Source organism: Cyanobacterium sp. HL-69, from assembly GCA_002813895.1.
GTDB lineage: Bacteria > Cyanobacteriota > Cyanobacteriia > Cyanobacteriales > Cyanobacteriaceae > Cyanobacterium.
On sequence record CP024912.1, the window covers coordinates 738,171 to 765,116 of the forward strand.

General features: G+C 38.3%; 26 protein-coding genes. 14 read left to right on the plus strand and 12 right to left on the minus strand.

From position 1 onward, the window contains the following. Nucleotides 1–264 precede the first annotated feature (264 nt). Both AA637_RS03390 and AA637_RS03395 read right to left on the minus strand, forming a co-directional pair. A complete protein-coding gene (locus tag AA637_RS03390) occupies nucleotides 265–1,206 on the minus strand; it encodes a glycosyltransferase (protein ID WP_446683895.1) in 942 nt (313 codons plus the stop codon). A gap of 43 nt (nucleotides 1,207–1,249) precedes the next feature. Beyond that, the gene (locus AA637_RS03395) at nucleotides 1,250–1,570 is read right to left on the minus strand and encodes a hypothetical protein (RefSeq protein ID WP_446683896.1); all 321 of its coding nucleotides are present in this window, start codon (nucleotides 1,568–1,570) and stop codon (nucleotides 1,250–1,252) included. Between the two features lie 367 nt (nucleotides 1,571–1,937). Here AA637_RS03395 and AA637_RS03400 point away from each other — a divergent pair, with 367 nt between their 5' ends. The 6 genes from AA637_RS03400 (at nucleotide 1,938) to AA637_RS03425 (ending at nucleotide 8,944) form a co-directional block, all read left to right on the plus strand. Then, nucleotides 1,938–3,050, plus strand: coding sequence for an S-layer homology domain-containing protein (locus tag AA637_RS03400; RefSeq protein WP_446683897.1), 1,113 nt, complete (start codon nucleotides 1,938–1,940; stop codon nucleotides 3,048–3,050). A 107-nt stretch (nucleotides 3,051–3,157) separates the two neighbouring features. After that, on the plus strand, nucleotides 3,158–3,652 hold the full coding sequence (locus AA637_RS03405; RefSeq protein ID WP_446683898.1) for a pentapeptide repeat-containing protein: 495 nt from the start codon (nucleotides 3,158–3,160) through the stop codon (nucleotides 3,650–3,652). A gap of 305 nt (nucleotides 3,653–3,957) precedes the next feature. Next, nucleotides 3,958–4,440 (plus strand): DUF4079 domain-containing protein, encoded by a 483-nt coding sequence (locus AA637_RS03410; RefSeq protein ID WP_069790178.1) that lies wholly within the window; start codon nucleotides 3,958–3,960, stop codon nucleotides 4,438–4,440. Nucleotides 4,441–4,529: 89 nt separating this feature from the next. Further along, entirely contained in the window at nucleotides 4,530–7,169 is a 2,640-nt protein-coding gene (locus AA637_RS03415) for a chloride channel protein (RefSeq protein WP_446683899.1), read from the plus strand. Nucleotides 7,170–7,300: 131 nt separating this feature from the next. Beyond that, nucleotides 7,301–8,338 carry a class II fructose-bisphosphatase gene (glpX, locus tag AA637_RS03420; protein WP_446684525.1) on the plus strand — a complete coding sequence of 346 codons (1,038 nt, stop codon included), beginning with the start codon at nucleotides 7,301–7,303 and terminating at the stop codon, nucleotides 8,336–8,338. Nucleotides 8,339–8,536: 198 nt separating this feature from the next. After that, the gene (locus AA637_RS03425; RefSeq protein ID WP_069790176.1) at nucleotides 8,537–8,944 is read left to right on the plus strand and encodes a hypothetical protein; all 408 of its coding nucleotides are present in this window, start codon (nucleotides 8,537–8,539) and stop codon (nucleotides 8,942–8,944) included. 12 nt (nucleotides 8,945–8,956) lie between these two features. Here AA637_RS03425 and pap read toward each other — a convergent pair whose 3' ends face one another. From pap to def, 5 genes are all read right to left on the minus strand, one after another. Next, on the minus strand, nucleotides 8,957–10,444 hold the full coding sequence (gene pap / locus AA637_RS03430; protein ID WP_446683900.1) for a polyphosphate:AMP phosphotransferase: 1,488 nt from the start codon (nucleotides 10,442–10,444) through the stop codon (nucleotides 8,957–8,959). A gap of 235 nt (nucleotides 10,445–10,679) precedes the next feature. Continuing rightward, a complete protein-coding gene (locus tag AA637_RS03435) occupies nucleotides 10,680–11,822 on the minus strand; it encodes a radical SAM protein (RefSeq protein ID WP_446683901.1) in 1,143 nt (380 codons plus the stop codon). 105 nt (nucleotides 11,823–11,927) lie between these two features. Continuing rightward, nucleotides 11,928–12,578, minus strand: coding sequence for a hypothetical protein (locus AA637_RS03440; protein ID WP_446683902.1), 651 nt, complete (start codon nucleotides 12,576–12,578; stop codon nucleotides 11,928–11,930). Nucleotides 12,579–12,703: 125 nt separating this feature from the next. Continuing rightward, nucleotides 12,704–13,819, minus strand: coding sequence for an LPS export ABC transporter periplasmic protein LptC (lptC, locus tag AA637_RS03445; protein ID WP_446683903.1), 1,116 nt, complete (start codon nucleotides 13,817–13,819; stop codon nucleotides 12,704–12,706). Nucleotides 13,820–13,824: 5 nt separating this feature from the next. After that, nucleotides 13,825–14,316 (minus strand): peptide deformylase, encoded by a 492-nt coding sequence (gene def, locus AA637_RS03450; protein ID WP_446683904.1) that lies wholly within the window; start codon nucleotides 14,314–14,316, stop codon nucleotides 13,825–13,827. A 44-nt stretch (nucleotides 14,317–14,360) separates the two neighbouring features. Between def and scpB the strand changes: the two genes are divergently transcribed. From scpB to AA637_RS03465, 3 genes are all read left to right on the plus strand, one after another. Then, the gene (scpB, locus tag AA637_RS03455) at nucleotides 14,361–14,849 is read left to right on the plus strand and encodes an SMC-Scp complex subunit ScpB (protein WP_446683905.1); all 489 of its coding nucleotides are present in this window, start codon (nucleotides 14,361–14,363) and stop codon (nucleotides 14,847–14,849) included. A 71-nt stretch (nucleotides 14,850–14,920) separates the two neighbouring features. Then, nucleotides 14,921–15,247, plus strand: a complete 327-nt coding sequence (locus AA637_RS03460; RefSeq protein WP_069790169.1) for a DUF760 domain-containing protein — start codon at nucleotides 14,921–14,923, stop codon at nucleotides 15,245–15,247. A gap of 312 nt (nucleotides 15,248–15,559) precedes the next feature. Then, nucleotides 15,560–16,315, plus strand: a complete 756-nt coding sequence (locus AA637_RS03465; RefSeq protein ID WP_069790168.1) for a hypothetical protein — start codon at nucleotides 15,560–15,562, stop codon at nucleotides 16,313–16,315. A 38-nt stretch (nucleotides 16,316–16,353) separates the two neighbouring features. On the opposite strand, the gene AA637_RS03470 is transcribed toward AA637_RS03465, so the two are convergent. Next, a complete protein-coding gene (locus tag AA637_RS03470) occupies nucleotides 16,354–16,725 on the minus strand; it encodes an AbrB family transcriptional regulator (protein WP_069790167.1) in 372 nt (123 codons plus the stop codon). Nucleotides 16,726–16,896: 171 nt separating this feature from the next. Between AA637_RS03470 and AA637_RS03475 the strand changes: the two genes are divergently transcribed. Both AA637_RS03475 and dprA read left to right on the plus strand, forming a co-directional pair. Next, nucleotides 16,897–17,340 carry an Rrf2 family transcriptional regulator gene (locus AA637_RS03475; protein WP_446683906.1) on the plus strand — a complete coding sequence of 148 codons (444 nt, stop codon included), beginning with the start codon at nucleotides 16,897–16,899 and terminating at the stop codon, nucleotides 17,338–17,340. Nucleotides 17,341–17,348: 8 nt separating this feature from the next. Then, complete coding sequence (gene dprA / locus AA637_RS03480; RefSeq protein ID WP_446683907.1) at nucleotides 17,349–18,530, plus strand: DNA-processing protein DprA; 1,182 nt, start codon at nucleotides 17,349–17,351, stop codon at nucleotides 18,528–18,530. Nucleotides 18,531–18,594: 64 nt separating this feature from the next. On the opposite strand, the gene AA637_RS03485 is transcribed toward dprA, so the two are convergent. The 3 genes from AA637_RS03485 to aroB all read right to left on the minus strand — a co-directional run bounded on the left by AA637_RS03485 (nucleotide 18,595) and on the right by aroB (nucleotide 22,243). After that, complete coding sequence (locus AA637_RS03485; protein ID WP_446683908.1) at nucleotides 18,595–19,311, minus strand: hypothetical protein; 717 nt, start codon at nucleotides 19,309–19,311, stop codon at nucleotides 18,595–18,597. Between the two features lie 129 nt (nucleotides 19,312–19,440). Next, the gene (locus AA637_RS03490; protein WP_446683909.1) at nucleotides 19,441–21,063 is read right to left on the minus strand and encodes an MFS transporter; all 1,623 of its coding nucleotides are present in this window, start codon (nucleotides 21,061–21,063) and stop codon (nucleotides 19,441–19,443) included. 94 nt (nucleotides 21,064–21,157) lie between these two features. Beyond that, nucleotides 21,158–22,243 carry a 3-dehydroquinate synthase gene (aroB, locus tag AA637_RS03495; RefSeq protein ID WP_446683910.1) on the minus strand — a complete coding sequence of 362 codons (1,086 nt, stop codon included), beginning with the start codon at nucleotides 22,241–22,243 and terminating at the stop codon, nucleotides 21,158–21,160. A gap of 99 nt (nucleotides 22,244–22,342) precedes the next feature. Between aroB and petL the strand changes: the two genes are divergently transcribed. Both petL and AA637_RS03505 read left to right on the plus strand, forming a co-directional pair. Further along, nucleotides 22,343–22,438 carry a cytochrome b6-f complex subunit PetL gene (gene petL / locus AA637_RS03500; RefSeq protein ID WP_069790161.1) on the plus strand — a complete coding sequence of 32 codons (96 nt, stop codon included), beginning with the start codon at nucleotides 22,343–22,345 and terminating at the stop codon, nucleotides 22,436–22,438. A 108-nt stretch (nucleotides 22,439–22,546) separates the two neighbouring features. Further along, a complete protein-coding gene (locus tag AA637_RS03505) occupies nucleotides 22,547–23,719 on the plus strand; it encodes a tetratricopeptide repeat protein (protein WP_446683911.1) in 1,173 nt (390 codons plus the stop codon). 17 nt (nucleotides 23,720–23,736) lie between these two features. Here AA637_RS03505 and AA637_RS03510 read toward each other — a convergent pair whose 3' ends face one another. After that, a complete protein-coding gene (locus AA637_RS03510) occupies nucleotides 23,737–24,117 on the minus strand; it encodes a DUF7682 family zinc-binding protein (RefSeq protein ID WP_069790159.1) in 381 nt (126 codons plus the stop codon). 721 nt (nucleotides 24,118–24,838) lie between these two features. Between AA637_RS03510 and proS the strand changes: the two genes are divergently transcribed. Then, a complete protein-coding gene (proS, locus tag AA637_RS03515; RefSeq protein WP_446683912.1) occupies nucleotides 24,839–26,626 on the plus strand; it encodes a proline--tRNA ligase in 1,788 nt (595 codons plus the stop codon). Nucleotides 26,627–26,946 lie beyond the last annotated feature (320 nt).

Below are 26,946 nucleotides of genomic sequence, written 5' to 3' on the forward strand. Positions count from 1 at the left end.
TAAAATTATTGATAATATTGACAAAATTATAATCCTAAATTTTGCTTACTTTTTTCTTTTCTGTAGTGTTTTTTTAATATTTTTTTATCAATAAAGTTAGGGAAAACTATATGGAAATATTCATAAAGTATCAATCAAATTTTTAATAAGTTTAGGAAAACAATTGTTGTAAATATCTATATGTGAATGTCTATATTTGTATGTTAACCAAAATACTATTAATACTCTATGCTTTTCTTAATGAATTGTAATAATGATAATCTTTTATAAATGATCAATTTCTTTTGCTTTATCAGGTAAATCAGCATTTTTTTGACCATTACTTCTGAGTTTACCGACCATCATATCTAAGGGAGTTTGAATTAAATCAACAAAATTTCCCTTTCCGATTAATAATTTTAAAATGTTTTTAGGAAACTCCTTAATCAACCAAACTAATAAACGATAACTATATTTTGAAGTGGAATAGTCTGGCATTAATTTTGAGCCATGGAGTTGATGGAGGTATTTGGAGGATTTACCATAACGTTTCCATTGACTTTTAAAATCTTTCATATTATCCCGATGACGATGCAATACTAAAGCATCAGGAACAAATTTTATTTCTGACTCAATTTCTTTAAGAATACGCCAACAAATATCCGCATCTCCGCCAGTCGTCAAATAGGGGCGAAATAATCCCACTACTTTAAGGGCTTCCCTTCGTACAGCCAGATTTGCGGTTTGTCCATAGGGAAAAAACTCATTGGCTAGAGTATATTTTTGGGATAATATATCTCTTTTGTCGGCATATTTTTCCAATATATTATCTCCTTTAATTGCTTTTATTTCCCCTGCCACAATCATAGTTTTAGTATCATTAAATGGTTGTATTAGTTTTTCTAACCAATCTTTTTGAGGACGACAATCTACATCGGTAAAAGCAATAATTTCTCCTTGAGCTTCTTTTATTCCTCTGTTACGAGCAGCGTAGGAGCTTTGAATTTCATTTTCTTGAACACATTTAATATTGATGTTTTTGAGAATTTTAGCCTTTTCTTCTATTAATTTAAATGTATCGTCAGAACTATTATTATCAACTAAAATAAATTCTGTTTTTTCATGATTATAGGTTTGATTCTTTAAACATTCTATTAATTCTGGAAGATCTTTTTCGCCATTATATATCGGAATAATTACGGAGACAAAAAGTTCAATTTTGCTCATGATGATGATTATTTTGTGATGAATTAAAGATGTTTAGGTTATTTTAGAAGGTTGGTAAAGTGTTTCTATTGGATGGGGGTGGGGTATTATTAGGGAGATTTTGAATATTCGTATTTACTGGTTGATTGGTTTGATTTGGTGTTGTTACTTCAGGGGTGGTAGTTTGATTAGTGGGAGAATTTTGAGTTTCTTGGGGAGGAGAAGATTCGGTAGAGATTATTTCTATATTACAAAGGAATCCTAGATTCACTACTTTTCCTCTGGTGTCGGTAAAGTAGCATTCTGGCATAGCAAAAACCCCTTGGGCTGTAATAGTAGCAAGGCTAGTGATGGTTAATATTTGTAGTAGTTTATGGTTAATCATCTTTTTAATTTAATTTACCCTTTATTTCTATTATATATTAAGTGCTATTTATCTCATTTTTTGATACGATTTTATTTTCCTAAAGGTTTTATAAATTTGAAATACATAGATAAATTGACCATGAAGATAATTCGATTGTTTCCTATGATGTGGTATTTAATTATTTGTTGACTATTCTTATCGGACATAAAAAATTAATAAGCAGAGAAATTATGGCAAAATTTCTGAAAAGGGAATGGAAGAATAAAAAATTGAAGATTTTGTGATTGCCATGATTCATATGTGAATTAATAAAATCTTGTTAGTGAGATAGGTTTATACAATTTCATAAATAATATAATGTAACAAATCGTTATTGTACATATACATGGCTATACTTCGTTATTTTTCATTTTTAGTTCTAGCTATATTTATTTATGGTTGTAGTGGTAATCAAACTCTTGAATCAAGACTTACTCCTGACGAGAGTTTGACAACGGAGGAGGAAGTAAATACCCAAGGGGAAGGAAATGTCACTACTGAGGAGTTGGAGTTACCTGAGGATTTTCCCCAAGATATTCCTATTTATCAGGGGGCTGAGTTGATTAGAGTTGAGGGAAATACCTTTGTGTGGACTTCTTCAGATCCTATCAATTTGATTATAGATGCTTATGAGCAAGGTTTAATGGGTTTTGAGTGGCAGGTGGAAAGGGGGGAGGATGATTCTTTGGTGGCAACAAAAGCCGATGAGGATACTACTGTGATGATGAATTTTGAAGTCAACGCAGATGAAACGCAATTTAGTTTGACTGATAGCCGTATGGTATCAGAAGATAATAGTCAGGAAGAGGAACCTACGGTTTCGGAGGAGGATTCTCCCCCACGGGTGACAACGTCTGAACCTTTGCAACAATTGGCACAAGTGGGAGTTATCGAGGAGGGTAAGGAGTCTATCAATGAAGAGGAGATGATTACTCGTCGTCAATATGCCCGTTGGTTAGTGAAAACGAATAATGTTATATTTGGTAGCGATAATGGTAAGTTGATTCGTTTGGCTAGTGCCAATAGTGAGGCAGTTTTTCGGGATGTACCGAATAATGATCCTGATTTTCCTTATATTCAGGGTTTGGCCAATGCGGGGTTGATTCCTTCTCGTCTTACTAATAATCCTGATGCGATCGCATTTAACCCTGATGAACTATTAACCAGAGAACATTTAATCGCTTGGAAAGTGCCTTTTGATTTTCGTCAAAGTTTTCCTACTACCACCCTTGATAATATTCGAGAAACCTGGGGTTTTCAAGATGCAAACCAGATGAATCCTGAATTATGGCAAAAACTTTATATCGACTGGCAAAACGGTGATAACGCCAATGTACGCCGTACTTTTGGATTTACTACCCTATTTCAACCACAAAAAACCGTCACCACAGAGGAGGCGGCTATTACTCTCAACCGCTTTGGTTATCAAGGGGATGTTCGTTCGTTAGATCAGCTGTAATGATTCGGTAGATAATATGAGATATTTGTTGTAATTTAATAATATTTCATTCCATCATTAAACAACGCCGTTTATTATATAGAGGATAGTTTGCAATTTTTATTTTTATGAATCGTTTATTAAAAGTAGTTATAATTTTATTTCTTGCCGTTGGCTTTATCCTTGGCAGTGCTACTCCTGCCTATGCTCAGGAAATGGTTAATTTAACCTATGCAGATTTAGATGATCAAGATTTTTCTAATCAGGAATTGGTGGGGGCTGTGTTTGCTGCCTCTAGCATGAGAAGGGTATCCATGCGTAATTCTGATTTGACTAATGCCATGATGACAGAGAGCGTATTATTAGACGCTGATTTACATGGGGTTAATTTTTCTGGGGCGTTAATTGACCGAGTTACTTTTGATTTTTCTGATCTTAGTGATGCTATTCTTACAGGTGCGATCGCCACTAGAACCAGATTTTATGACACCGACATCACAGGGGCAGATTTTACCGATGCGGTAATTGATCGTTATCAAGTTTCCTTGATGTGTGAAAGAGCCGAAGGAGTTAACCCTATAACGGGTATATCTACCAGAGACAGTTTGGGTTGCAAGGATTAATTAATCAATTATCCATAATATAGCCGTTTCTGCATCAGGAGGCACAGTAAGACCAAAAGGCAGACGTAAATCTGTCTTGAGTCATGAGCTGTTGAATGATGAAGCTCCCGACGAGAGCTAAAGCGGTCGGGTAGTAGTTCACCACCTTCCTTATAGTTAATTAATTGTAAGCTACATTGTTTTTCATGGAAGTTAGCTATCTATTTGTTTATTCATGCAACAAAGCCATTTAGAATTATCAATTCTCAATTATTTACCGCTATACTTCATAGTAAGTTAAGAACTATAAAGAACTACTAAAAAATATGAAGGAAACAATTAGAGAGATATTGCAACCAGTGGCGGACATTTTTTCTGGGTTTAATACCCCTGAAGTCGTGGTACATTGGGGACATCCCTTTTTCATGGGCATTGTAATTTTCTTTATGGGTAGTGCCGTAGCTGTTACTGGTTGGCGTAGTCGTCTTTTAACTACGGAAGGAGAAGTGGCAGAAAATAAAATGAATCATCGCAAAATTGCTCCTTTGATGACCTTATTTATCATTATGGGTTACAGTGGTGGTTTATTATCCTTGATAATGCAAGGAGAGCCTATTTTATCTAGTCCTCACTTTTGGACTGGTTCATTGGTAATCGGTTTATTAAGTGTAAATGGTTTAATCTCTGCCACTGGCTTTGTAGGTAACAAAGATAGTTTACGCACTGCCCATGCTTACCTTGGTAGTATTGCCGTAACTGTAATGGTTATCCATGCAATTTTAGGATTAAAACTAGGACTTTCTATCTAGTTATCCCCGTTTTACCATAAAATATTCCTCATTCCCCCCATGTAAAATTTAACCCCTAAAATTCACATATTATTGCTGTGGATAGTTTTTTGCCCCAGAAATTGCTCCAAAAAGGTTTAGTTTGGCTAAAATCTCGTCATTGGGCGAGAAACTCCATTTCTCCCCGTTATGCTCTCGTTGAAGCCGCCTTAATTGGAGTTTTTGGGGCTTTAGCCGCTTTGTTACTTAAACAGGGTATTGGGTGGTTAGGGGGTATGAGGATTAATCTCGTCAATCAATGGGGGGCGATCGCCGTTTTACCCCTTTCTGGACTATTTTTCGGCGCCCTAGCAGGATTATTACTAGAATATGTGGCCCCTACGGCAGGGGGGGGAGGGGTAGCCCAAGTAAAAGCCTCCCTTGCTCGTTATGCGGTGCCATTATCTCTCAAGATAGCCTTGGTAAAAATTATCGGTACAATCTTAGTTTTGGGGGGAGGGTTAACCCTTGGCAGAAGAAGCCCGACGGTGCATATAGGGGCAGCCTTGGCCGCGGAATTAACCCGTTTAGTACCTACATCCCCCGAACATCGTCGTCAGATTATCGCCGCCGGGGCCGCCGCAGGACTTGCCGCAGGATTTAATACCCCCATTGCAGGGGTGATGTTTGTCATCGAAGAATTGATGAGGGATGTATCTAACCTCACCCTAGAAACCGCCATCGTCGCATCTTTTACAGGGGCGGTAGTATCGATTATTTTACAAAGTCCAGACTTAAATCTTCCTTCTAGTTTATTACCCGCTGATAGTATTAGTTTTTCTCCTCAAGATATTCCCCTTTATTTGATATTAGGTATTATGGGGGGACTATTGGGGGCTTTGTTTAATAAGGGAGTTCTAAAAAGTGTCAAGTTCAATCAGCAGTTGAAAATGCCCCTATGGCAAAAAATTGGCTTAACGGGGTTGGTGTGTGGCAGTGCGATCGCACTTTTACCCCCCTATTTCCGTGATAATGCAGGATTAAGGGAATTTTTGGTCAAAGGTGAACTACCGTGGGAACAAATAGCACTGGTATTGGGTGCCCATTTTATCTTAACTATCATCGCCGCAGGTTCTGGCGCTCCGGGGGGATTATTTGCCCCAGCCCTGATTATGGGTTCTTCTTTAGGCTATCTCGTTGCAGACATGGGTAGTATTTGGATAAATATAGATGCAAGGGCAACCTTTGCACTGGCTGGGATGGGGGCATTTTTTACGGGGGTTGTGCGAGTGCCTGTCACCGCCATCGTGATGATTTTTGAACTGAATGCCAATTTTAACTTGGTATTACCCCTCATGATTACCTGTGCGGTGTCTTATATCAGTGCGGAAGCGCTGCAAAAAGGCTCCATGGATCAATTATTATTACATCACATGGGCTACGATTTAAACGATGAAAATCATAATGATAGTAGTCGTCAAAAAGATTTTTTGCGGGAATTGAAGGCAGGAACAGTAATGCAAACCAATGTAGAAACGGTTTCTCCCCGTCTTAAGGTGATTGACTTGTTAGATTTAATGTCCTTATCATCCCATCGGGGCTTCCCTGTGGTGGATAATGGCAAGTTGGTGGGTATCGTAACTCAGTCGGATTTAGTTAAGGTGCGCAATCCTTCCTCTTTGTTACTGACAAAAGAAATTATGACTCCTAACCCCATCAGTGTGCCTCCTGATGCTTATTTAAGTGATGTTTTGTACCTGTTAAACCGTTATACCCTCTCCCGTTTACCTGTGGTGCAAGAAGGGCGTTTGGTGGGCATTATTACCCGTACGGATATTATTCGGGTGGAGGTGGATGAGTTGAAAGCTGATGTGGCCATTAAGACTCAGGTGGCTTACACGGTGTATCAAAGTCGTTCCCCTGCTACGGGTAGAGGTTCTATTTTAGTTCCTGTAACTTCTGAGGATGATTATGAAAGTTTGGCAAAAATTGCCGTGGCGATCGCCCTTTATAATGATTATGAAATTGAATTTATAAAGGTATTAAAAATTGCTAAACATTTAGATCCTCATAGTACCTATGTGGACACAGAAAATGCTAGGGAATTAATGTTAACCTTGGAAGAAATAGGAAAAAAATCTAACATCCCCATCCACACAAGAATCGTCATAACTCATCACCGCACAGGATTATTGTTAGAAATTATTAAACGAGAATATATTGATTTATTAGTAATGGGATGGGGTAAAAATTCCAGTTCTCAAGAGTTTATATTTTCCCATTTAGTCGATAATTTAATCACCCAAGCCCCCTGCGAATTAATTTTAATTAAACTAGGCAACAACCATAGTTATCCTCACAATTTGATGGCCAGAGGTAGTTGTTTAGTTCCCATGGCGGGAGGCCCCAATGCTAGAGAGGGGTTAAAACTTTTACCCGCTTTTCTTAATGTTTATCACAAAGGAAGTTTACCCCCTGTATGGTTAGCTAAAGTTTCTCCCCCCAGCGAGAAAAAAGTAGATTCCTCGGATTTATATTTTGCTGTGGAGGAGTTACAACCCCACGTTGAAACCATGGTCAAACCCCTTTCTATCGCTTCCCATTCGGTGGTGGATGGTATTCGCCTAATTGCCCACAACCAAAGGGCAGAACTGGTTATTATCGGCGCTTCTCGGGATAGTTTATTAAAACAGACTATCCATGGTAACATCCCCGATGCGATCGCCTCAAAGCTTGACACCACCGTTATCTTAATCCGTTTACCATCTTAAAACTATTCCCTGTTCCCTAGAAAAACTTTTTTTGTGGGAAATCCCTCACTCTGATAGACTTTAATCTTGATGAGATTTACTCAAATCATTATAGAAAATTAAATTTAAAAATCCTCGGAGGATACACGATGATAGAAACTACTATCGGACTAGAGATTATTGAAGTAGTAGAACAAGCGGCGATCGCCTCATCCAAATGGATGGGTAAAGGCGAAAAAGATATTGCTGATGAAGTAGCAGTAGAAGCTATGCGCGAAAGAATGAATAAAATCAATATGCGCGGCCGAATCGTAATCGGTGAAGGAGAAAGAGATGACGCTCCCATGCTTTACATCGGCGAAGAAGTGGGCGTATGTACCCAAGAAAACGCCAAAGACTTCTGTAACCCTGATGAGTTAATCGAAATTGACATCGCCGTTGACCCCTGCGAAGGTACTAACCTAGTCGCCTATGGTCAAAATGGCTCCATGGCTGTACTCGCCATCTCCGAAAAAGGTGGTCTATTTGCAGCCCCCGACTTCTACATGAAAAAATTAGCTGCGCCCCCAGCCGCCAAAGGTCTTGTGGACATCAACAAATCCGCTACTGAAAACATTAAAATCCTTTCTGAGTGTCTAAAACGCGCTCCTGAAGAATTAGTAGTCGTAGTAATGGACAGATCTCGCCACGAAGATTTGATTAAAGAAATTCGTGCGGCTGGTGCAAGGGTTCGTCTTATCAGTGATGGTGATGTAAGCGCCGCTTTATCCTGTGCTTTCTCTGGTACTAACATCCATGCCCTCATGGGTATCGGTGCGGCTCCTGAAGGGGTTATTTCTGCTGCTGCCATGCGTTGTTTGGGTGGTCACTTCCAAGGACAGTTAATTTATGACCCTGCGGTGGTGAAAACTGGTTTAATCGGTGAAAGCAGAGAAGGCAACCTCGCTCGTCTCACCGAAATGGGTATTACTGATCCTGATAAGGTTTATACTGCTGAAGAATTAGCTTCTGGAGAAACTGTTTTATTTGCGGCCTGTGGTATTACCCCTGGTACTTTAATGAATGGTGTTCGTTTCTTCCATGGTGGTGCCAGAACCCAAAGTTTAGTTATTTCTAGTCAGTCTAGTACCGCTCGTTTTGTGGATACTGTTCATATGTTTGATAAGCCTCAAACTATCCAATTAAGATAAGATTTTTTTTGGTAGAAGACATAAAAAGTTTAGGTAGGAATATAAAGTTTTATGAACCTTTGGGGTAATTAAAATAATTAAAAGTTTTCCTCCTTATATCCCTCAATTTTGAGGGATTTTTTCATGTCCATTTTATTCTCTAATCATTTATAGTGGTAGTATTTCCTATCACTTTTTTAGTTTTCATGATGACATAAAATGGTTATTTCTTTTCTTATTAATTGCCTAAGATTATTTGGTATTATTTGGATTTTGGGTGGTATCGTTACGATCAAAGAGTCTTTTAATAATAAGTTCTTTAACAGTGCGATCGCCCAGATTACCCTAAAAAAAGAAGATCAAAGCGATACTATTTTTATTTTTCTTTGTGGTATTGAAACCTTAGTAAGTGGTATCGGTTTATTTTTAGCTCAAAAATGGGTTATTTTTCCATTACTTTTACTGATATTTTCCCAAATAAGTTTTTTTATTATCCGTTTTTATCAATCTCTTAAGGTTGAATCACCAGAAGAAAAAGAGAATTTTACCATTCAATCCACCACAAAAAATGCCTTTATTGTTTCTGTGGCAGTGACTATTATTGCTTTTTTATTACTTTTTGAATAACTTTTATAAAAGTTACCCATGGTGTAGTTTTTGCTTAATAGCATTAACGATGGTTTCTATGACGTACACTCTGGCGTAATATTTGTCGTCTCCTGGAACTATTTTCCATGGGGCGAGGGGAGTGCTAGTACGGGCGATCGCCTGATTAACTGCCACATCATACAAGTCCCATTGCTCACGGTTACGCCAATCTTCTTCGGTTAATTTATAACTTTTGAAAGGATCATTTTTTCTTGCTTCAAAACGATTTAATTGTTCTTCTTGGCTAATGTGAATCCAAAATTTAATAATCAGATAATTATCCGTTGCCAATTGGGCTTCAAATTCATTAATTTCTCGGAATGCCCTGCGCCATTCTACTTCCGTGGCAAAGTTTTCAATTCTTTCTACCAATACTCTACCGTACCAAGTGCGATCGAAAATGCCAATATTACCTAACTGGGGCAACTTACGCCAAAAACGCCAGAGATAATGATGGTTTTTCTCCTCTTCTGTGGGGGCAGCAAAGGCATGGACTTTATAGTTACGAGGATCTAAAATGTCGGTAACTCTTTTTATGGCTCCCCCTTTTCCAGCAGCATCCCACCCTTCAAATAACAGCATAACTCCCAGTTTTTTCTCAAAAATTTCGCGCTGTAATTTTCTCAATTCTACTTGGGCAGATTTGAGCCTAGTTTTATATTCATCTTTGGGTAAATGTACGGTTAAATCTACTCTATCTAAATAATCAGGCTCCGTGGGTAATAATTCGGCTTGGGGAGGAAGGGAAGGAGTTTCAGATAATATTTTGCGTTGGGCGAGCGCCCCTCTAATGGTGGATACTAATTGAGTTAATACCTTTACCCTTGCCCACCGTTTGCAGTCTGCTTCTACTAATGTCCATGGGGCAAACCCTGTGCTGGTATAGATGAGCATTTCTTCAGCGAGGGCAGAGTATTGCTTATAGTTTTTCTGTTGGTGCCAGTCTTCGGGGCGCACTCTCCATGAATCTAGTTCATCTTCTTGATAGTCTTTGAGTCGGCTTTTTAATTCTTTTTTGCTTAAATGTAACCAAAATTTAGCCATAATGGCGCCATCATCAATCAATTGACGTTCAAAGGCGTTGATGTCTCTCATGACGAGAGGGACTTGATTTTCTGAAAGTCTGTCAAATAGTCGATCTTCTAACACATGGATGTACCAACTATGGTAAAAGATGGCAACACTGCCTTGGGGGGGAAGATTTTGCCAAAAACGCCACAAAAAAGGATATTTTTCTTCTTGGGGAGTGGGTGGTAGGGTGGGATATACATCGAATCCTCGAGGATCCATATAGTTAGTTATTTTTTGAACTATTTTCCCTTTTCCTGCCGCTGCCCAGCCTTCTAGCACTACTATGATGGGTATTTTTTCTTGCCAGCAGGTGTTTTGAAGCGATCGCAATTCAACCATTAAGGCTTCTATCTGGTCATGGTAGCTTTTTTTGTCGAGGGATAAGCTCAAGTCAAGGGTGTTTAACATGGATTAGGGATTAGGGGATAATCAAAGGTTATTTAAGTGAGTAGATAAGACCAAATTGATTTAGTCAAAGGATAACAAGGGGCTTAAGCCCCCTCTTTGGTTAATAAACGTTTTAGTATAATAAAAGTCATAACTAATTTAGCCCATCTACTTACGAAAAAATAAGTTATTTTAGTCTTAATCTCACCATAATATCTATTACTTTTTTTGGCACCATAAGTTAATAATTCATAACCTACAATTGATATTCTGTGGATAACTCTGGGGAGATGCTGTAGGATTTTAGTAATAGTTGGGCTTGGGGTGACTGTTTAATTTGTTGAATTATGAATTGAATCATGGGTTTGGCGATGGTACACTCTAGCTCTCCTTTTTGATTATAGGTGCGATCGCTCTTTTGAGATTCAGCTATGGGAATTTGATGACACTTTTGATCAAATTGACAACGGCGACAGGTTTCCATCCTTTTTTCCCTCATGATTACGGTTTGTTGATGGTGGGAGGATGTTAAAATTTCTGATAAACTTTGCCTAAAAATATTACCCATATATCCTTGGGGTAAATAAGCCTCACCATAGTTATAAATATCTCCGTTAACATTGACGATGGCTACCCATTCTTTTTTTGCCGGTTCAAATCGACGTACTTTTTTCTCGGTGAGGTAACGCATGGCAGCCAAGAAATAATCCCGTAGAGGATATATTTTGATATTACTTTGGGTGCTAAATTGTTCTAAGGCAATGATTTGATAAGCTTGAACTATTTGCTTATGGTTGACCATCAGCGGTTGCATTCTGGGGGGTGGCTCAACCATACTAGATATGGGCAGAATACGATAGTCAATGGCAAGGTTATTAAAGAAATGGAAAGTATTGATAACGTAGTCTATGTTTTGGGCGTGTAAAACATTGATAACACCGAAAGACATTCTACGGTCAATTAATTTTTGCAGGTTGTCCATGACGTTATCCCTTGAGTCTTTTCCTTTTATATCCACCCTTTGCTCTCCAAATACATCAAAGGATACTCCTAGGGATATGTCTAATTCTTGTAATAAGTCTAAGGTGCGATCGCCCACTTGAAATAAATTAGTTTGTAAGCTGTTGCGATACTTAATACCTTTACTGTCTAAATATTTTTTTTGTAGGTCACAAAAAGTCCGAAAATAATCATGGGGTAACAATAATGGCTCACCTCCATGAAAAACAAACTCTGGTACCAAGGAGGGAGATTGATGCTCAAAATAATCAGCTACATGACGAAAAAAAGATTCTAATTCACCGATGGACATTCTTTCTTTGTTTCCCAATTCGTCATACTCATAACAATAATGACAGCGAAGATTGCAGAGTTTACTTAGCTTGATGACAAAATACATAAATAGGGTTCAATGAAAAAGTGCTGTAGGGAAAATGCGGGTTAATGATGGGACTAAAATCTATGGGCTGATGGTGGGCAATGCCCACCCTACAAGTTTTAGGGATTAAAAATGATCTCCGGGGAATTGGTTAGAAGGACTGTCAGGCTGAGTGCGGTTTGGAGTCCTATTAGGGGTGATTCTAGGTTGGGTACGATTAGGAGTCATATTGGGGGTGATACGGGGTTGAGTACGGTTATTTAAATTACCAGGACTAATTTGTTCAAAAGTACCTCGCACATCCCTTTCTCTTTCCATACCTCTTTGGGGTATTATTTCTCCTTCAGGCTCATCAGGACATTTTCCCCCTGGGCAATATTGAAGCCACATAGGTTCATCATCTCCGCCGTTGCCACAACCATCACAACTGTTGACAATGCCATTTTGTACGGTGAATATTAGGCTATCATGGCGATAGGCTCCATCGGGGAGGGGCATTTGTTTGCCACCATCAAAAAGCGCGATCGCCTTTTGTCCTTCAATGGCGATACTGTTTGCCCCAGACTGTTTTAAAAACATATCCACCGCCATAGCCCGTGAGCGAATATCAGGGGTAATAGAAGGCATCATCTGGGCTTGAGCCGATGAAACCATGGCATTATCGAGAAAACCTGCCAACTGATTAACCAAACCATAGTTTCCTACAACAGCTAATCCTGTAATGGAGGCAATAATAATCGCTGTTTTACCTTGGTTATTAAGGTTGAATTGAGACATTTTTAGTTTTTACTTTACTACACTGTCATCGCAGCCACTTTTAAACAACATTTCACTGATGACATTAATTGCATAGACGAAATTTGATGGAAAAAGTTTCACGGTTATCAAAAAAAAGGATTGTCTTAAGGATAAATAGTTGTAACAACCCTATTATCTCCCTGCCCAGTAACCACCACTTGATTATCTTGTAGTCTCCCCTGCGCCCTATCTCCCCGAAAATTGACCACGGGATTAACCTGTTGATAAACTACATTGCCTTGAGCATCAATATTTTGGTCATCCAAATTCCATATCACACTATCAGCATATAACTTCCCTTGATTACTCACGGATTCTCCAAAAATTTGCCGACTCAGATAAACCTTATTTTCCGTTAAGTCAATCCTGCCTTGATTTGCTGTCATGGTGATGTCCTCATCCACTTCCACTAGGCGAATCATTTTATCGGTTTCGATAATTCTTTGGTCATAATCCCAACGCATGGCACTGGTGGCACCCTGTAGGGGGGGGTTTAGGGATTGATATTCGATGTTATTTTCTACTATCAAAATACTGTTATTGAGATCCATTTCTGCCACACTGGCGCTGAGGGTGTCCGTCACCTGCTCATCTTCATAACGGGTAATAGTAAATGGTAATTCTGTACTAATTATACCCTGTTCCACTTGCCATACAAGGGCATCGGCGAGGATTTTTAATTGGGGTTCAGAGGTATTGGCGGTAATTTCTTGGTTTAGTTGTAATACTTGGGTGGCGGTGTTATATTCTGCTTCTTGGGTAACTAGTCTAATTTGTTCGTGGATTATTTCGATATTTTCTTGGAGGGTAAAGTAATTTTGTTCTGGTTTCCAATTCAATTTTTCTCCTCGGACTTCCATGTCATTACGGGTATCAAAGGCTATAATTTCCCCCATGAGGTTTATTTCTTCGCCGTCATTGAGCACTTCTCCATTTTCGGCACTAATTTTGAGGACGATTTCTCCATTTTGTAACAGATTGGCGGTAATGTCTTCGATAATGGCATTTTTGTTATCTTCGGAGTAAGTAACCTTGCCTACTTTTAATCGCCAAAAGTTTTCCCCGTCGTTGTTGGATTGTTCTATGGTGGCATCGCTTAGGATAATGCCTGATTGCACTTCTTGATTACTATTTTCGGCGTTATTGTCGAGGGATTGATTTTGATTTTGACAGCCGCTGATGAGGAGAATGGTAAGAAGAATAACTATTTTTCGGTACATCTGGGTTAAACGGTGACGGTTTTAAGGGCTTCTTGGACGTGATCTACAAACAGGATTCCGTTGAGGTGATCTATTTCATGTTGTACGATTCTAGCAATAAAACCATCAAATTCTTTTTTTTGTTCTTCTCCATCTCTATTGTAGTATTTAAGGGCGATCGCCCCATAGCGTAATACATTTCCCCTTTTACCCCGCACACTCAAACAACCCTCCTCCCCTTGTATTAAATCCTCGGAGTGGGAAAGAATTTCAGGGTTAATCATGGCGATAGGTTTCATCAACGGTGCATGGGGATAACGGGCATTAGGATGGGAAGCCACCACTATCAGCCGACAAGAATAGCCAATTTGAGGGGCTGCCAACCCCACCCCATTCCTCTCAAATACCATTGCCAACATCAAATCTACTAAATCTTGTATGTCAGGAGCATGAATATTTTCGACAGGGGAAGCCACTTTTCGCAAAATAGGACTACCAATTTGTAAAATTTCTCTCATAGGCTTGTATGATATTAAGCTAAACTCTAAAAATACTTTTGTGCATGGGAACAGAATATAACAATTCTAATTTAGTAACTCAAATAGAAGCGATACTCTATCTTAAAGGGAAACCAACCACCTGTGAAGAAATAGGAGAATTAACCCAAGCCGAGGAAGAAGCCATCGAATCCGCCCTCATCAAATTGATGTCCGACTATGCCCACCGCCCTGACAGTGCCTTAGAAGTGGTAGAAACCCCCGCAGGATATGCCTTACAACTGCGTAACTGTTGCCAAAATTTGCTCGAAAACCTGGTCCCTGCTGACCTCAATACCGCCACTCTGAGGACTTTAGCTGCGATCGCCCTTACCAATCCTATCCTACAAAGTGACCTAATTACTGTACGCGGTAGCGGGGCTTATCAACACGTCCAAGAACTGCTAGAATTAGGTTTTGTTCGTAAACGTCCTCAAGCAGAAGGACGCTCATATTGGTTAGAAATCACTGACAAATTTCATCAATATTTTGAAATTGACCAACTACCAACCTAAAAAACGTTTATATTAATAACAGGTAAAGAGGAACTGAGCAAAAGAAGAACTACTATAGAGGAAAAAAGTACATGGCATTTAACGCAAATTTCTTTGGCGGAGAATCAGATGCAACCCTAGACAACAATTTAATCGATTACTTACAAAGACAAAAACCAGAAACTCTTGAAAGAATTGCACAATCAGCAACCCCAGAAATAAAAGAAATTATTACCCACAATGTACAAGGGTTATTGGGGATGTTGCCCACGGAGGGGTTTAACGTGCAAATTGTCACAGATAAACAACATATGGCGAATTTACTAGCTTCTGCCATGATGACAGGTTATTTCCTTTGTCAGATGGAAAAAAGAAAAGCCTTAGAAGAAAATCTCTCTGATACCGATTCTGTAGAATAGTCAATGTTATCATTGATTTAATTTGGTGGCAAGGGGTTTAAACCCCTTGTTAGACGAAGAAAATAACATATAATCAAGGTTTAATTATAAATTATCTATTACTTGTCAGCCTCCCTTTGCAAAGGCTGCCATAACAATCAAAGATAAAGATAAACCAGGTACTAATAGTACGACTAACATTAAAAATTGATCACTGGTCATAATATTTATTGCCTAAAAGTATTTACATTAATTATCATTTTAAAGGATGAGAAAAAAAACAAACTTTAAAAGATGGTTTAAATTAATGTTTAACAGTCAGTGGAGTAGGAGATGCTAGATGTGAAGGATTTTTTTCTGGGTTTATTTTTATGGTTAGGAAGTTCAACTTTTTTGATGGTTTTTTTGAGTAGTCAAACCTCATCCGAAAATAAGTCTATTTCTACTCCTCGGCGCAAAAAGTTATTACAAATTTCTGAGCAACAAAAGCTAATTATTAGTAATTTACAAGGGCAGTTAGCTATCAAAGTAGAGGAGTTAAAACAAGCCCAAACGGATATTGTTGAATTACAGTCAGATTTGAATGACTCTTGTGAGGAATTAGAATCTACCCAAGATAAATATGAAGCACTCCAGAAAGAGTTTACTCGGAAGGTGGCGCAGGTGACGAATAAAATATTGGAATTAGAGCAACAAAATTCAGTGTTATCGCAACAGTGCCAAAGTTTACCAGAGGAGGTAAGACAAAACTTACAGACACAATATTTTGAGCAATTGCAGTCTTTACTTACCAATTATCCCACCGCTAAAATTATGGTTAAGTTTAAGCCAGATTTACCCGCAAAAAGTGTTGTTTGTCTCTTAAAACCCCTAGAGGAGTTGTTGGCAGGATGGGAAATAACTCCCGTTGGGCAACCATGGCGACGGGTAAATTTTGACCCTAATTTACACCAACCAGATGCTGATGATATTAGGGAGGGGGATTTGGTTTATATACGTTTTGTCGGCTATGCCCAACAGGATAAGGTTTTGATTAAAGCCAAGGTTAGTCGTTTTTTACCAGGACAAGAAGAACACAAAACCAATTAAGCTAAGGAAGGTGATGAGAAAGGGTGAGTGGAGGGAGTTTATTCTTCCTCTACCTGTTTGAGGTGAATATTTTTACGCCCCAATACTACTTCAAATTCATCTCCTGGCTTTAATCCCATTTTTTCGGTGTAGGCTTTACCGATGGATAAGTTACCGTTGGATTGTACATTAATGCGATAGTTCGCACTTCTGCCTCTTTTTTTTGCTTCGGCGGTAACATCGTTATCGAGGCTAATGCCTTCTGCTTCGATGAGAGCATTAAGAAATTTCACCATACTTACTCTTTTTTGTTTCCCTGATAGAGTGTAATAACCGCATTCAATGGCTTTTTCTTCCCGGGATGCGTCACCCATCTTTTTTACTTTTTTTAGTAGCTCTTTTCCGGTTAATGCTTTTGGTTTTTTTGACATTTACTTTGATTTTACTATTTTTTGACTAGCTATTTTTTTTTGATTTACAAAAGACTAATAACTCTTTTTGTTTCTGATCTATAATATACTAAAATAGCAATTTTTAATTTTATTTCTAAACTTATTGTTGTTTGATATGTTATCTCTGTTTTTTTGATATTTTTTCTTTATATGAAGTTAACTACTAAGGGACATTATGCGGTTAAGGCTTTATTAGATCTTAGTTTACAACCTAATTTTAAACCTACTTCTGTAAGGGCGATCGCCCTTCGCCAAGATATACCAGCACCTTATTTAGAAAAGATATTAATAAAAATTCGTCACGCAGGACTAATAAATTCGGTACGAGGATCCCAAGGAGGCTATCAATTAGCCTATGAAACTGACCAAATATCCCTCGGGCAAATACTAGAAGCAGTGGGGGAAAATTTAGAATCAATGCCTTTAGGTATTAATAACCAAAACACCTCTACAGACTGGGTTACCGTGGCTTTATGGCGTAAATTAAACCAAAAAATAAAACAGGCAATTTATAGTATAACTTTAGCAGATTTGTATTATGATGCGCGTAGTCGTCAAGCTTCTCAAGGAGAAGAAAATAATTTTATCGTATAGGACGAAAAATGATTAATAACCGAGAAAAAAAGTATTGGTTGGCATGGTCAAATATCAAAGGATTAGGAGCAACATCTATTAGAAAAATAGATCAAACTTTTGATAGTTTAGAAACAGCTTGGCAAGTTTCTTCTCAAGAATTATTAAGGGTGGATGGCATCGGTAAAAAACTTAGTGAAACTATCGATCAACAAAGAAGAAAAATTGACCCTGATACCCTTTTTCAACAACACATTGAAAAGAATCCTTTTTTTTGGAGTCCTAGCGACAATTTATACCCCCATTTATTATTAGAAATTCCTAGTCCTCCCACTATTCTTTATTACCAAGGGAAAGTAATTGAAAAAGAAAATAATGGCACTATACCGATGATAGGTATTGTCGGCACTCGTAAACCCACCGAACACGGTCGTCGCTGGACTTATAATATTAGTAAGGCATTGGCTCAAAAGGGTTTTATCATCGTGTCAGGGTTAGCTGAGGGGATTGATGCGGTGGCCCATCGTGCTTGTTTGGATGCAGGAGGAAGAACTATTGCGGTGTTGGGTAATGGATTAGATCGAGTTTATCCCCCTAGTAATCGTGACTTGATGAGGGAGATTGCCCAAAAGGGTTTAATTATGACGGAATATGCCTATGGTAGTCGCCCTGAAAAGGGAAATTTTCCTGCTCGTAATCGTATTGTGGCGGGGTTGTGTCGAGCGGTGTTGGTGATGGAAGCCCCAGAAAAGTCGGGGGCTTTGATTACGGCTAGTTATGCTACGGAGTTTAATCGGGATGTTTATACCTTGCCTAATACCCCTGATAATTCTCAGGCGAGGGGTTGTTTAAGGTTGATTCATAAGGGGGCAGAAATAATCGTCACGGCAGAGGAATTATTATCTAGTTTGGGGAGTATTCCTAGTTTAGACCAACCGCAACAGTTATCGTTATTTGAGCAAAGTTTGGAGAAGTCTTTGGATGTTTTGGTTTCTAGCCCTACACCTTTACCACCCATACAACCTAATTTAACTCCTCCTTTGAGTATAGTGTATGGGGCGATCGCCCCTGAACCGACATCCTTAGATATTATTGTTACAAAAACTCAAATGCCCACCGCCCAAGTATCAGGGATTTTATTACAACTAGAATTAGATGGACTAATTACCCAATTGCCTGGTATGAAATACAAAAAAACAATGGATAATTGAGAATTGATAATGGATAATTAGTCATTGGAAATAATTAAGCCATTACCGATTCTTTATTGTTCAATTAATAACTTAAACTAGAGCGCAGAGTTAAATCTAAATCTCTTCTGGTATCAAAAGAAATTACCTCAGCAGAAGAAGGCCCTTGACGGAGGAATAAACCGGCCAAAGCACCTAAACCAGCACCACCCAAGATTTTCTCGGTGGAAATAACTCTATTACCAGTCACCCCAGAGATTAAGGTGGCAGCAGCAGCACCGGCTAAAGCCCCTTGCCACACAGAATCACTATTACCTCCTCTCTCGATGACTTCGGTACGGGTTACCACATTAGACTCAATGTCAATGGGCATTTCGGTACCATTAGGATAAATAATAGTTCTACCTACAAATAAAGAACCTCTACGGTTTCTTGCGGGGCGAATTTCACCTCTAATGCGACTGTTGACGGGAATAACGATATTGTTATTGTTATTTCTAATATCTCTATCTACCGTTAAAGTGAGGGGTAAAGTTTCCTCTTTGGTGACATAAATTCTAGTAGCGTTTCTATCTTCTGCGTAGATAGTAGGAACATTAGTTCCTGTAGGTAGGGTTGATCTACTATTCTGAGATATATTGTTGTTACGATTGTTTTGAACAGGGGTAATGCCTCTGCCAGGGAAAGAGTCATTGCGAAAATGTCTGGAGTTTCGACTTTGGGCAGCCACTGAGCTAATTCCTGTACTAGAAATCATCCCAGCACACAGAATCAGGGCAATGATAGATTTAGAGTTACCCAAGGAAAAAACTTTTTTTCTGCTTGAGTTTGGGGAAGAAAAGTTAAACATAATAATAAAATATTCTAAAAATTATCAGCTATTCTTTTTAGACGGTGAATAGAAATAAAAAGTTTCAACGAAAATATATTATTATGAGTTTCTTTGATCTAACTTTAGTCTTATTTGACTGTGATATTCTCTGGTAATGGGATAAAAATAGGCAAGAATTACCCCTATAACTAATACGATAGCGGGTAACACGGAAACCACTAGACGGATGGCAAGAAGAGCCGAAGAGGGTTGGGTGGGAATTGCTTCCCCCGGGATGGTGCGCACAAATCCTGATGCGTCTAGGGCGATACCCACGAGGAATAAGCCCAAGGCTAATCCAAATTTTTGTAACAATACCATGAAGCCATAAAAAATACCTTCTCGTCTTTTGCCTGTGTTTAGTTCGTCAAGGTCAATAACATCAGGTATCATTGACCAAGGGATAAGATAAGCCACAGATACTCCAAAACCCGCTAGGATGGCGAGGAAATATAATAAGGCTGTTTGCCCGGGTTGAATGAGAAATAACCCTATTTGAGCTATAATCCAAATGGCTGATCCAAGGAAATACACAATCTTTTTATCTAGTTTTTTACTGACTATTTGCCACCCAAATAACATTACTAAGGCTGTACCTTGAACTGCGATCGCCACTTGAGGAAAAGCACTTTCGGGCAATCCCATCCAATTAACCACGAAAAAGAGCAATATGGAGGCGGTGAGTTGCACGGCTAACCATGAACAAAGATAGATACCGATAACGAATAGAAATGGTTTATTACTAAATACGATTTTCAGTTGGCGAAAAAAGGGAATTTGCTCTTGACTTTGATTATCTTTAATTTCTTCTGGAATGAGTAAATGTTCTTCGGTTTTACCTGTGATAAATGTCCACGCCATGGCACTTAACATAATAGTAAAAAACAAAAATATTATTCCTTCAAAAATATCTTGAGGGCTAGTATTATTGACAATATTTAGAGTCGCAAAGATAGCTAAAACTGTGGCGATTATAATTAATAAAAATCCTAGATTTTTGCGTTTATCTCTAGTTAATAATGGTTTTTTCCCTCTTTCTTGTAGTTGTAAGGGACACCATAACAAAGCCACTAGGGCAATAAGGCTCGATATAAAACCTAAAATTAGATATTTTTCTTGGTCTTGTCCATCATAAATATCAAAAATTATTCCTGCTAAAATTAGAGAGAAAATACTAGCACCTATGGAAAAACTGAAGCGAAAACTATTTAAATTGGTGCGCTCGTTATAGTCTTTTGTTAATTCTGGGGTGAGGGCTTGATAGGGTAAATTAACGGAAGTGTAGCAAATGTGAAAGGCGATCGCCACTACCATATAATATATAAATAGGTAAATGCTGTTAGTGCGAGGGTTATCACTAAAATTGGGTACTACCCACATCAAGAAAAAGAAGACGACAAAAGGCACTGCCCCTAATATCATCCAAGGAATACGACGGCCCCAAGGGGTTGAGGTGCGATCGCTCGACATACCTATAATAGGATCATTAATAGCATCACTAATCTTGCCAATCATCAAAATACTACCGGCCACACTAGGGCTTAAACCAGCCACATTAGTAAAAAAAGGTAACAAGAAAAAAATTAATAAATTAGCCGATAAAGCAGTGCCAACATCCCCCGCCCCAAATGCTAACTTAGTAGTAAATGCTAACTTTTCCGTCTTATTTGTTGATGCAACCATCTTTTTTTATTCCTAAAAATTAGTGTAGGGCGAGGAGTTAAACATTATAAAATAACACCCCATAGTAAATATTACATTTCCACAACGTAACACATCACCTAAAACAATCCCTCAATAAATCGGTCTTAATTTCGTCCGTAATCACTACTTTTCCAACTTCAGTGGGTAAAATAAAACGTACCTTTCCAGCCTTCACCTTCTTATCCAACTGCAAACTATCCAATAAATCTTCCTTATCCACCGTTGCAGGAATATCCAAAGGTAATCCAGCCTTTTTAATCAAATCATTTTGTCTGACTAATTCATTCTCCGTCCATAAACCCGCCCGAAAAGCAATTTTTCCAGCCACTGCCATACCAATAGCTACCGCTTCCCCGTGGACAAAAGTATTATAATTCGTCAAACTCTCTACCCCATGGCCCACCGTATGCCCATAATTAAGAATAGCCCTTACTCCCCCTTCCCTTTCATCCTGTCGCACCACCTCCGCCTTAGCAAGACAAGAACGTTCTAAGATATAACTAAGTAACTCAGGGCTTAAAATATCCATAGATTCAAGACTCTGTGCCAATTCTAGGCAGTCAAAAAGCTCTTTATCCCAAATCACTCCATATTTAATCACCTCCGCCATACCAGCCCTAAACTCTCGCTCTGGTAATGTTTTTAAAACCGTAGGATCAATTAAAACCAACTTAGGTTGATAAAAAGCCCCTATTAAATTTTTGCCTTGGGGATGATTTACCCCAGTTTTGCCCCCCACCGAAGCATCCACCATAGCCAGTAAGGACGTCGGAATTTGAATAAAATTAATACCTCTCAACCAAGTAGAAGCCGCAAACCCCGTCATATCTCCAATGACGCCGCCCCCCAAAGCTACCATGGTTGAATTTCTTTCTAAGCGTAAACTTAAGGCTTTATCATAAACCTGAGCAATAGAATCAAGGGTTTTATAACTTTCTCCTGCAGGAATTAGATGATAATTAACCTCATATCCTTGTTTCGTAAAAGCATCTATCACGGTTTGCCCATAATAGTTAAAAATTTCAGGGTTAGAAATGACTAAAATTTTCTTACCAATATTTAAAGACTTTGCTTTCTGCCCAATTTCTCTTAATCCATCAGTAGCGATGTGGATTTCGTAGGCATTTTGGGGTAATTTTACAGGGATGATTGAGTGCATCGTTAATAATAAAGAGACTGAGCTACCATAACTTATGATTGACTTAACAGTTCATTGTACAATATATGGGTTATCCATTTTACTAAAGGAGTTTTATATATGTCTGGTGTAATTGCTTATGTCGGCATCATCGGTGGTTTCACCGTGGCTGCGGTTGGTTTATATTATGGTTTCCGTGCTTTAAAATTATTATAAAATCCATGACCCTATCTATGTCACCAGATAGGGTTTTTTGTTTTTCAACTTAGAAGATTTTTGCAAAAGACTATAATAGGTAACGGTTTAAATTTTCCTACATATACCATGTTCCTTAAAAAAGGTTTTATTATCTATTCTTGGTTGCTGTTATTGTTAACTATATCTTCCGTTTCTAGCCCTGTTTTTGCCCAAAGCAGGAGGGCTAATCCCATCAATAACAATGTCAGGGATGAATTGTTGCCAAGAAGAAATAATTTAACTCAGGAGGAGAGAGAAGCCCTCACCATCGCCTTGGAGGAGTTGAATCAGTTGGCACAAAGTCAATGGGAGTTGGGTAATGATGATGAGGCGTTTGAGATTTGGTATCGTCAAATTAGGTTAACTCGTTTTTTGGGGGTAAGGGAAGAAGTTGAAATAATTACTGAGGTTGGTGCGTTAGCTTGGCAGAGGGGTAGAGGTGATGATGTTAATTTTTTGAGTGAGAGATTATCTGCTTTACAGTCTCAAAATACTACTAATAATCGTGTTAATCCTCAGTTATTACCTTATTTTTTGGAAGCCTATGAAGGTTTGAAGGATGTTGATAAGTCGGCATTGTTGAGAAAGCAGTTATTGGAAGTTGCTCGAGAGCAAAATAATCGGGAGGAAATAATAAGTAATCTGGAGGCTTTGGGTAGTTTATATTTAAGCAAGTTTGACTATTTAAATGCACAGCCTATTTATGAGGAGTTGTTGGTTTTTGCTCAAGAAGATAGAAATTTTTTGGCGGAGTCTAATTACCTAAGAAGGTTATCTCAAATTAATGGGGCGATGTTACTCCCTGAAAATACTGTGGAATATAATAAGCAGTTGATTGCGAATCATGTCCGCAATAATAATTTGAGGGCTGTAGCGTTGGTTGAAATTTCCACGGGTGATAGTTATCGGTTGTTGGATAATCCAGAGGAGGCGGCAAATTTTTATCAGGAGGCTTTTAATACAGCATGGGCGCAAGGACAATTTGCGATCGCCACGGAGGCCCTCAGAAGATTAGGAAATCTATATCAAGAATATGAACAATTAGATTCGGCCTTAGTTGTTTATAATGAACTAATAAAATTGCAGCAACAGGCTTATGATTATTTTGGATTAATGGGAACCCATGAGCAAATAGGGATAATTCATCAACAAAAACAAAATATTGCCGAGGCGAGAAACTCTTTTATGAGGGCTTTACAAATCGCCCAAGAAATTAACCACCGACAAGACTATTATCAAGATTTACTATCTCAATTGTAATTTTTTATAAAAAAGAGCTAAATGCCAGGTTTACAAACATTGTAATCTTCATGGGATACCACTGCTTCGGGGGCTACAAAACTCCCACAGTCTCGACAAATTAAACGGTAATGCCTAGTTACGGGAATACTAATAATGAATCTATTATGTCTTAATCTTTTTCCCCTAAAGTGAGTATAACTGGTTTTATTTTGTAGTTTTTTGATAATATCTCTAGCTTTTAAAACAACATTTTTCGGCAAAGAAGTTAGGTCAATGGGATCATGGTGAAAGCTCTGTCGCCAAGCATTTTTTGCCCTTCTTTTTTCTTCCCATATAGACTCTTGCTGGGCGCATCTATGACATTTACTACCGTATCCTACATGGCCACAAGCAAATTTTTTCTTTCTCCGAGACATTGCTTTTCTCCTGATTACATAACAACTTTAATTAATTATCAAAACAGAGATCAATGGCTAATTAAATTATTAACTTTAAAAATAAATAAAGTAACTATTTTTATTAGCTAATACTGGATATAGAAAAATAAAAACTAACTATTTATATCAGTTATTTTTAACTAAAAAATATGCTGATTCTACAACTATCCCTTTGAAAAAGGTTTAAAAACAATTATTCTTATTAATTTGTTTTACATTTCTCAAGTTTTAATTTCTATAGAAGAATTTGACCAGAAAAATCACCACAAATTGATAAAAACTATGACTTTTAACATAATTTTCTTCGGTCGATGCTGTTTTAATTTTGATTGTTATTTTTTTTAGTTATGTTAACTAATATGATCTTTATTGATGGTTCTAATGTTTCCAGAATAGCTTGTAACTGGAAAACCTTAAAGGCTCTAATTTAGCATTGATCCCCACTTTTTTAGCATACTAGAATGAACGACGAACAGACAATTATTGTTGCGAATTATTAAAATTTAGATTAACAAAAGTTAACAAAAAAGAGGATAAATGAAAATTAATTATGTAAGTCCTGAAAAAATAACCTCAAAATTCCTATTTAATTCTCAAAATAGTTAAAAAAGAACAAAAATCGATGACACTGAAGATTTTATACTGAACTGAGTTGATTCTGATATAATCAGACATTGTCAATGGATGATCAATTTAGAATATGCGTTTATCTCAGATGTTATGGGTTACTTTACGAGAAGACCCTGCAGAGGCTGAAATCCCTAGTCATAAGTTATTATTGAGGGCTGGTTTTATCCGCCGTGTCGGTAGCGGTGTTTATGCTTATATGCCTTTAATGTGGCGTGTATTACAAAAAGTTTCCCAGATAGTCCGAGAAGAAATGAACGCAACAGGGGCATTAGAGTGTTTATTGCCCCAAATTCAACCTGCGGAGTTGTGGCAGGAGTCGGGGCGTTGGGATACCTACACCAAGGCTGAAGGTATTATGTTTTCTTTGGTAGATAGGCAAAAAAGGGAGTTGGGTTTGGGCCCTACCCATGAAGAGGTGATAACAGCGATCGCCCGTGATATGATCAAGTCTTATCGTCAGTTACCCCAACACCTATACCAAATTCAAACTAAGTTTAGGGATGAAATCCGCCCCCGTTTTGGGTTAATGCGTGGTAGGGAGTTTATCATGAAAGATGGTTATTCTTTCCATACTAGCCCTGAATCTTTGAAGAAAACCTACGCAGACATGGATAAGGCTTACCGTAATATTTTAACCCGTTGCGGACTCAGTTTTAGACCTGTGGAGGCTGATTCTGGTGCCATTGGAGGTTCAGGCTCTCAAGAATTTATGGTTTTGGCGGATGCAGGGGAAGATGAGATTTTATACACCGAAGATGGTACATATGCGGCTAACGTGGAAAAGGCGATTTCTTTACCTGCGGATGTGGTAGCTTCTCCTTTTAGTAGTTTTGAAAAAAAGGAAACTCCTCATACGGAAACCATTGCCAAGGTAAGCGAGTTTCTAAAATGTTCTCCTACTAACATTGTTAAAAATGTTCTTTATCAAGCTGTTTATGATTCAGGAAAAACAGTTTTAATTTTAGTGAATATAAGAGGGGATCAAGATGTTAATGAAGTTAAGTTAAACAATGAATTGGTAAAGCTAGCCCCTGATTATGATGCTAAAACCATTATTAGTTTAACGGTTCCTGATCAAAATGCCCAACAAAAATGGGCTAGTAAACCTTTACCCTTGGGTTATATTGCCCCTGATTTAAGTGATGATTATATTACGAAATCGGCACAGGTGGAAGGTAGTTTCTTGCGTTTAGCCGATGAAACCGTGAAGGATTTAGAAAACTTCGTCACGGGTAGTAATGAAGTGGGTTATCACGTAGTGGGTGTTAATTGGGGCAAGGAGTTTACTTTACCTAAATTGGTGGTGGATGTTCGTAAGGCTATGGTAGGCGATCGCACCTTACATGATCCTACCCAAGTGCTACAAACCGCCAGAGGTATCGAGGTAGGGCATATCTTCCAACTGGGGACAAAATATTCTGAAGCCATGGGCGCCACCTACACCAGTGAGGCAGGAAAAGAAGAACCTTTTGTGATGGGATGTTATGGTATTGGGGTATCTCGTCTTGCTCAGGCAGCGGTAGAGCAATCCTATGATAAAGATGGTATCATCTGGCCAAGGGCGATCGCACCTTATCAAGCCATTGTTATCATTCCCAACGTCAGTGACGAGCAACAGGTAAAAGCGGCAGAGCAAATATATAACCACCTTAACCAAGCTGGAATTGATACCCTTTTAGATGACCGTAACGAAAGGGCGGGGGTAAAATTCAAAGATGCTGATTTAGTGGGTATTCCCTATCGGGTTGTGACAGGGCGCTCTCTCAAAGACGGTAAAGTAGAATTTGTGAAACGTGCCACCAAAGAAGCCCAAGACATTGCCATCGAGGATGTAGTTCAAACTATCCTTAACGATTAAATAGTTTTTTCCCTCTCCCTTAGGGAGAGGGGCGAGAGTATTAGGTTATAAAACCCCAAATTACTGTTCTTAGACAGTAAAAGCTATTAAGCAAAAAGACTATTAATAGAATTATTGGCATTGCTTAATCATGGTATGAAGCATAATTGAATGACGCTAAAAATTAAGACACCAAAATATTATCACCGCTCTCTGTTCCCTGCCTAAATGAGAAATTATATCTAAAATCAGCAACACCTTAAATTAAGCAAGACTATCAATTATTTAACTGTGGTTTTTGGTTAAGATAAAAGAGGTATCACTATTAAATAATCTTTGCT

What these genes read in the sequence shown, in the direction of transcription:
- AA637_RS03390 (WP_446683895.1), bottom strand. Translation starts at nt 1,206, where the DNA reads ATGAGCAAAATTGAACTTTTTGTCTCCGTAATTATTCCGATATATAAT.
- AA637_RS03395 (WP_446683896.1), bottom strand. Translation starts at nt 1,570, where the DNA reads ATGATTAACCATAAACTACTACAAATATTAACCATCACTAGCCTTGCT.
- AA637_RS03400 (WP_446683897.1), top strand. Translation starts at nt 1,938, where the DNA reads ATGGCTATACTTCGTTATTTTTCATTTTTAGTTCTAGCTATATTTATT.
- AA637_RS03405 (WP_446683898.1), top strand. Translation starts at nt 3,158, where the DNA reads ATGAATCGTTTATTAAAAGTAGTTATAATTTTATTTCTTGCCGTTGGC.
- AA637_RS03410 (WP_069790178.1), top strand. Translation starts at nt 3,958, where the DNA reads ATGAAGGAAACAATTAGAGAGATATTGCAACCAGTGGCGGACATTTTT.
- AA637_RS03425 (WP_069790176.1), top strand. Translation starts at nt 8,537, where the DNA reads ATGGTTATTTCTTTTCTTATTAATTGCCTAAGATTATTTGGTATTATT.
- pap (WP_446683900.1), bottom strand. Translation starts at nt 10,444, where the DNA reads ATGTTAAACACCCTTGACTTGAGCTTATCCCTCGACAAAAAAAGCTAC.
- AA637_RS03435 (WP_446683901.1), bottom strand. Translation starts at nt 11,822, where the DNA reads ATGTATTTTGTCATCAAGCTAAGTAAACTCTGCAATCTTCGCTGTCAT.
- AA637_RS03440 (WP_446683902.1), bottom strand. Translation starts at nt 12,578, where the DNA reads ATGTCTCAATTCAACCTTAATAACCAAGGTAAAACAGCGATTATTATT.
- lptC (WP_446683903.1), bottom strand. Translation starts at nt 13,819, where the DNA reads ATGTACCGAAAAATAGTTATTCTTCTTACCATTCTCCTCATCAGCGGC.
- def (WP_446683904.1), bottom strand. Translation starts at nt 14,316, where the DNA reads ATGAGAGAAATTTTACAAATTGGTAGTCCTATTTTGCGAAAAGTGGCT.
- scpB (WP_446683905.1), top strand. Translation starts at nt 14,361, where the DNA reads ATGGGAACAGAATATAACAATTCTAATTTAGTAACTCAAATAGAAGCG.
- AA637_RS03460 (WP_069790169.1), top strand. Translation starts at nt 14,921, where the DNA reads ATGGCATTTAACGCAAATTTCTTTGGCGGAGAATCAGATGCAACCCTA.
- AA637_RS03465 (WP_069790168.1), top strand. Translation starts at nt 15,560, where the DNA reads ATGCTAGATGTGAAGGATTTTTTTCTGGGTTTATTTTTATGGTTAGGA.
- AA637_RS03470 (WP_069790167.1), bottom strand. Translation starts at nt 16,725, where the DNA reads ATGTCAAAAAAACCAAAAGCATTAACCGGAAAAGAGCTACTAAAAAAA.
- AA637_RS03475 (WP_446683906.1), top strand. Translation starts at nt 16,897, where the DNA reads ATGAAGTTAACTACTAAGGGACATTATGCGGTTAAGGCTTTATTAGAT.
- dprA (WP_446683907.1), top strand. Translation starts at nt 17,349, where the DNA reads ATGATTAATAACCGAGAAAAAAAGTATTGGTTGGCATGGTCAAATATC.
- AA637_RS03490 (WP_446683909.1), bottom strand. Translation starts at nt 21,063, where the DNA reads ATGGTTGCATCAACAAATAAGACGGAAAAGTTAGCATTTACTACTAAG.
- aroB (WP_446683910.1), bottom strand. Translation starts at nt 22,243, where the DNA reads ATGCACTCAATCATCCCTGTAAAATTACCCCAAAATGCCTACGAAATC.
- petL (WP_069790161.1), top strand. Translation starts at nt 22,343, where the DNA reads ATGTCTGGTGTAATTGCTTATGTCGGCATCATCGGTGGTTTCACCGTG.
- AA637_RS03505 (WP_446683911.1), top strand. Translation starts at nt 22,547, where the DNA reads ATGTTCCTTAAAAAAGGTTTTATTATCTATTCTTGGTTGCTGTTATTG.
- AA637_RS03510 (WP_069790159.1), bottom strand. Translation starts at nt 24,117, where the DNA reads ATGTCTCGGAGAAAGAAAAAATTTGCTTGTGGCCATGTAGGATACGGT.
- proS (WP_446683912.1), top strand. Translation starts at nt 24,839, where the DNA reads ATGCGTTTATCTCAGATGTTATGGGTTACTTTACGAGAAGACCCTGCA.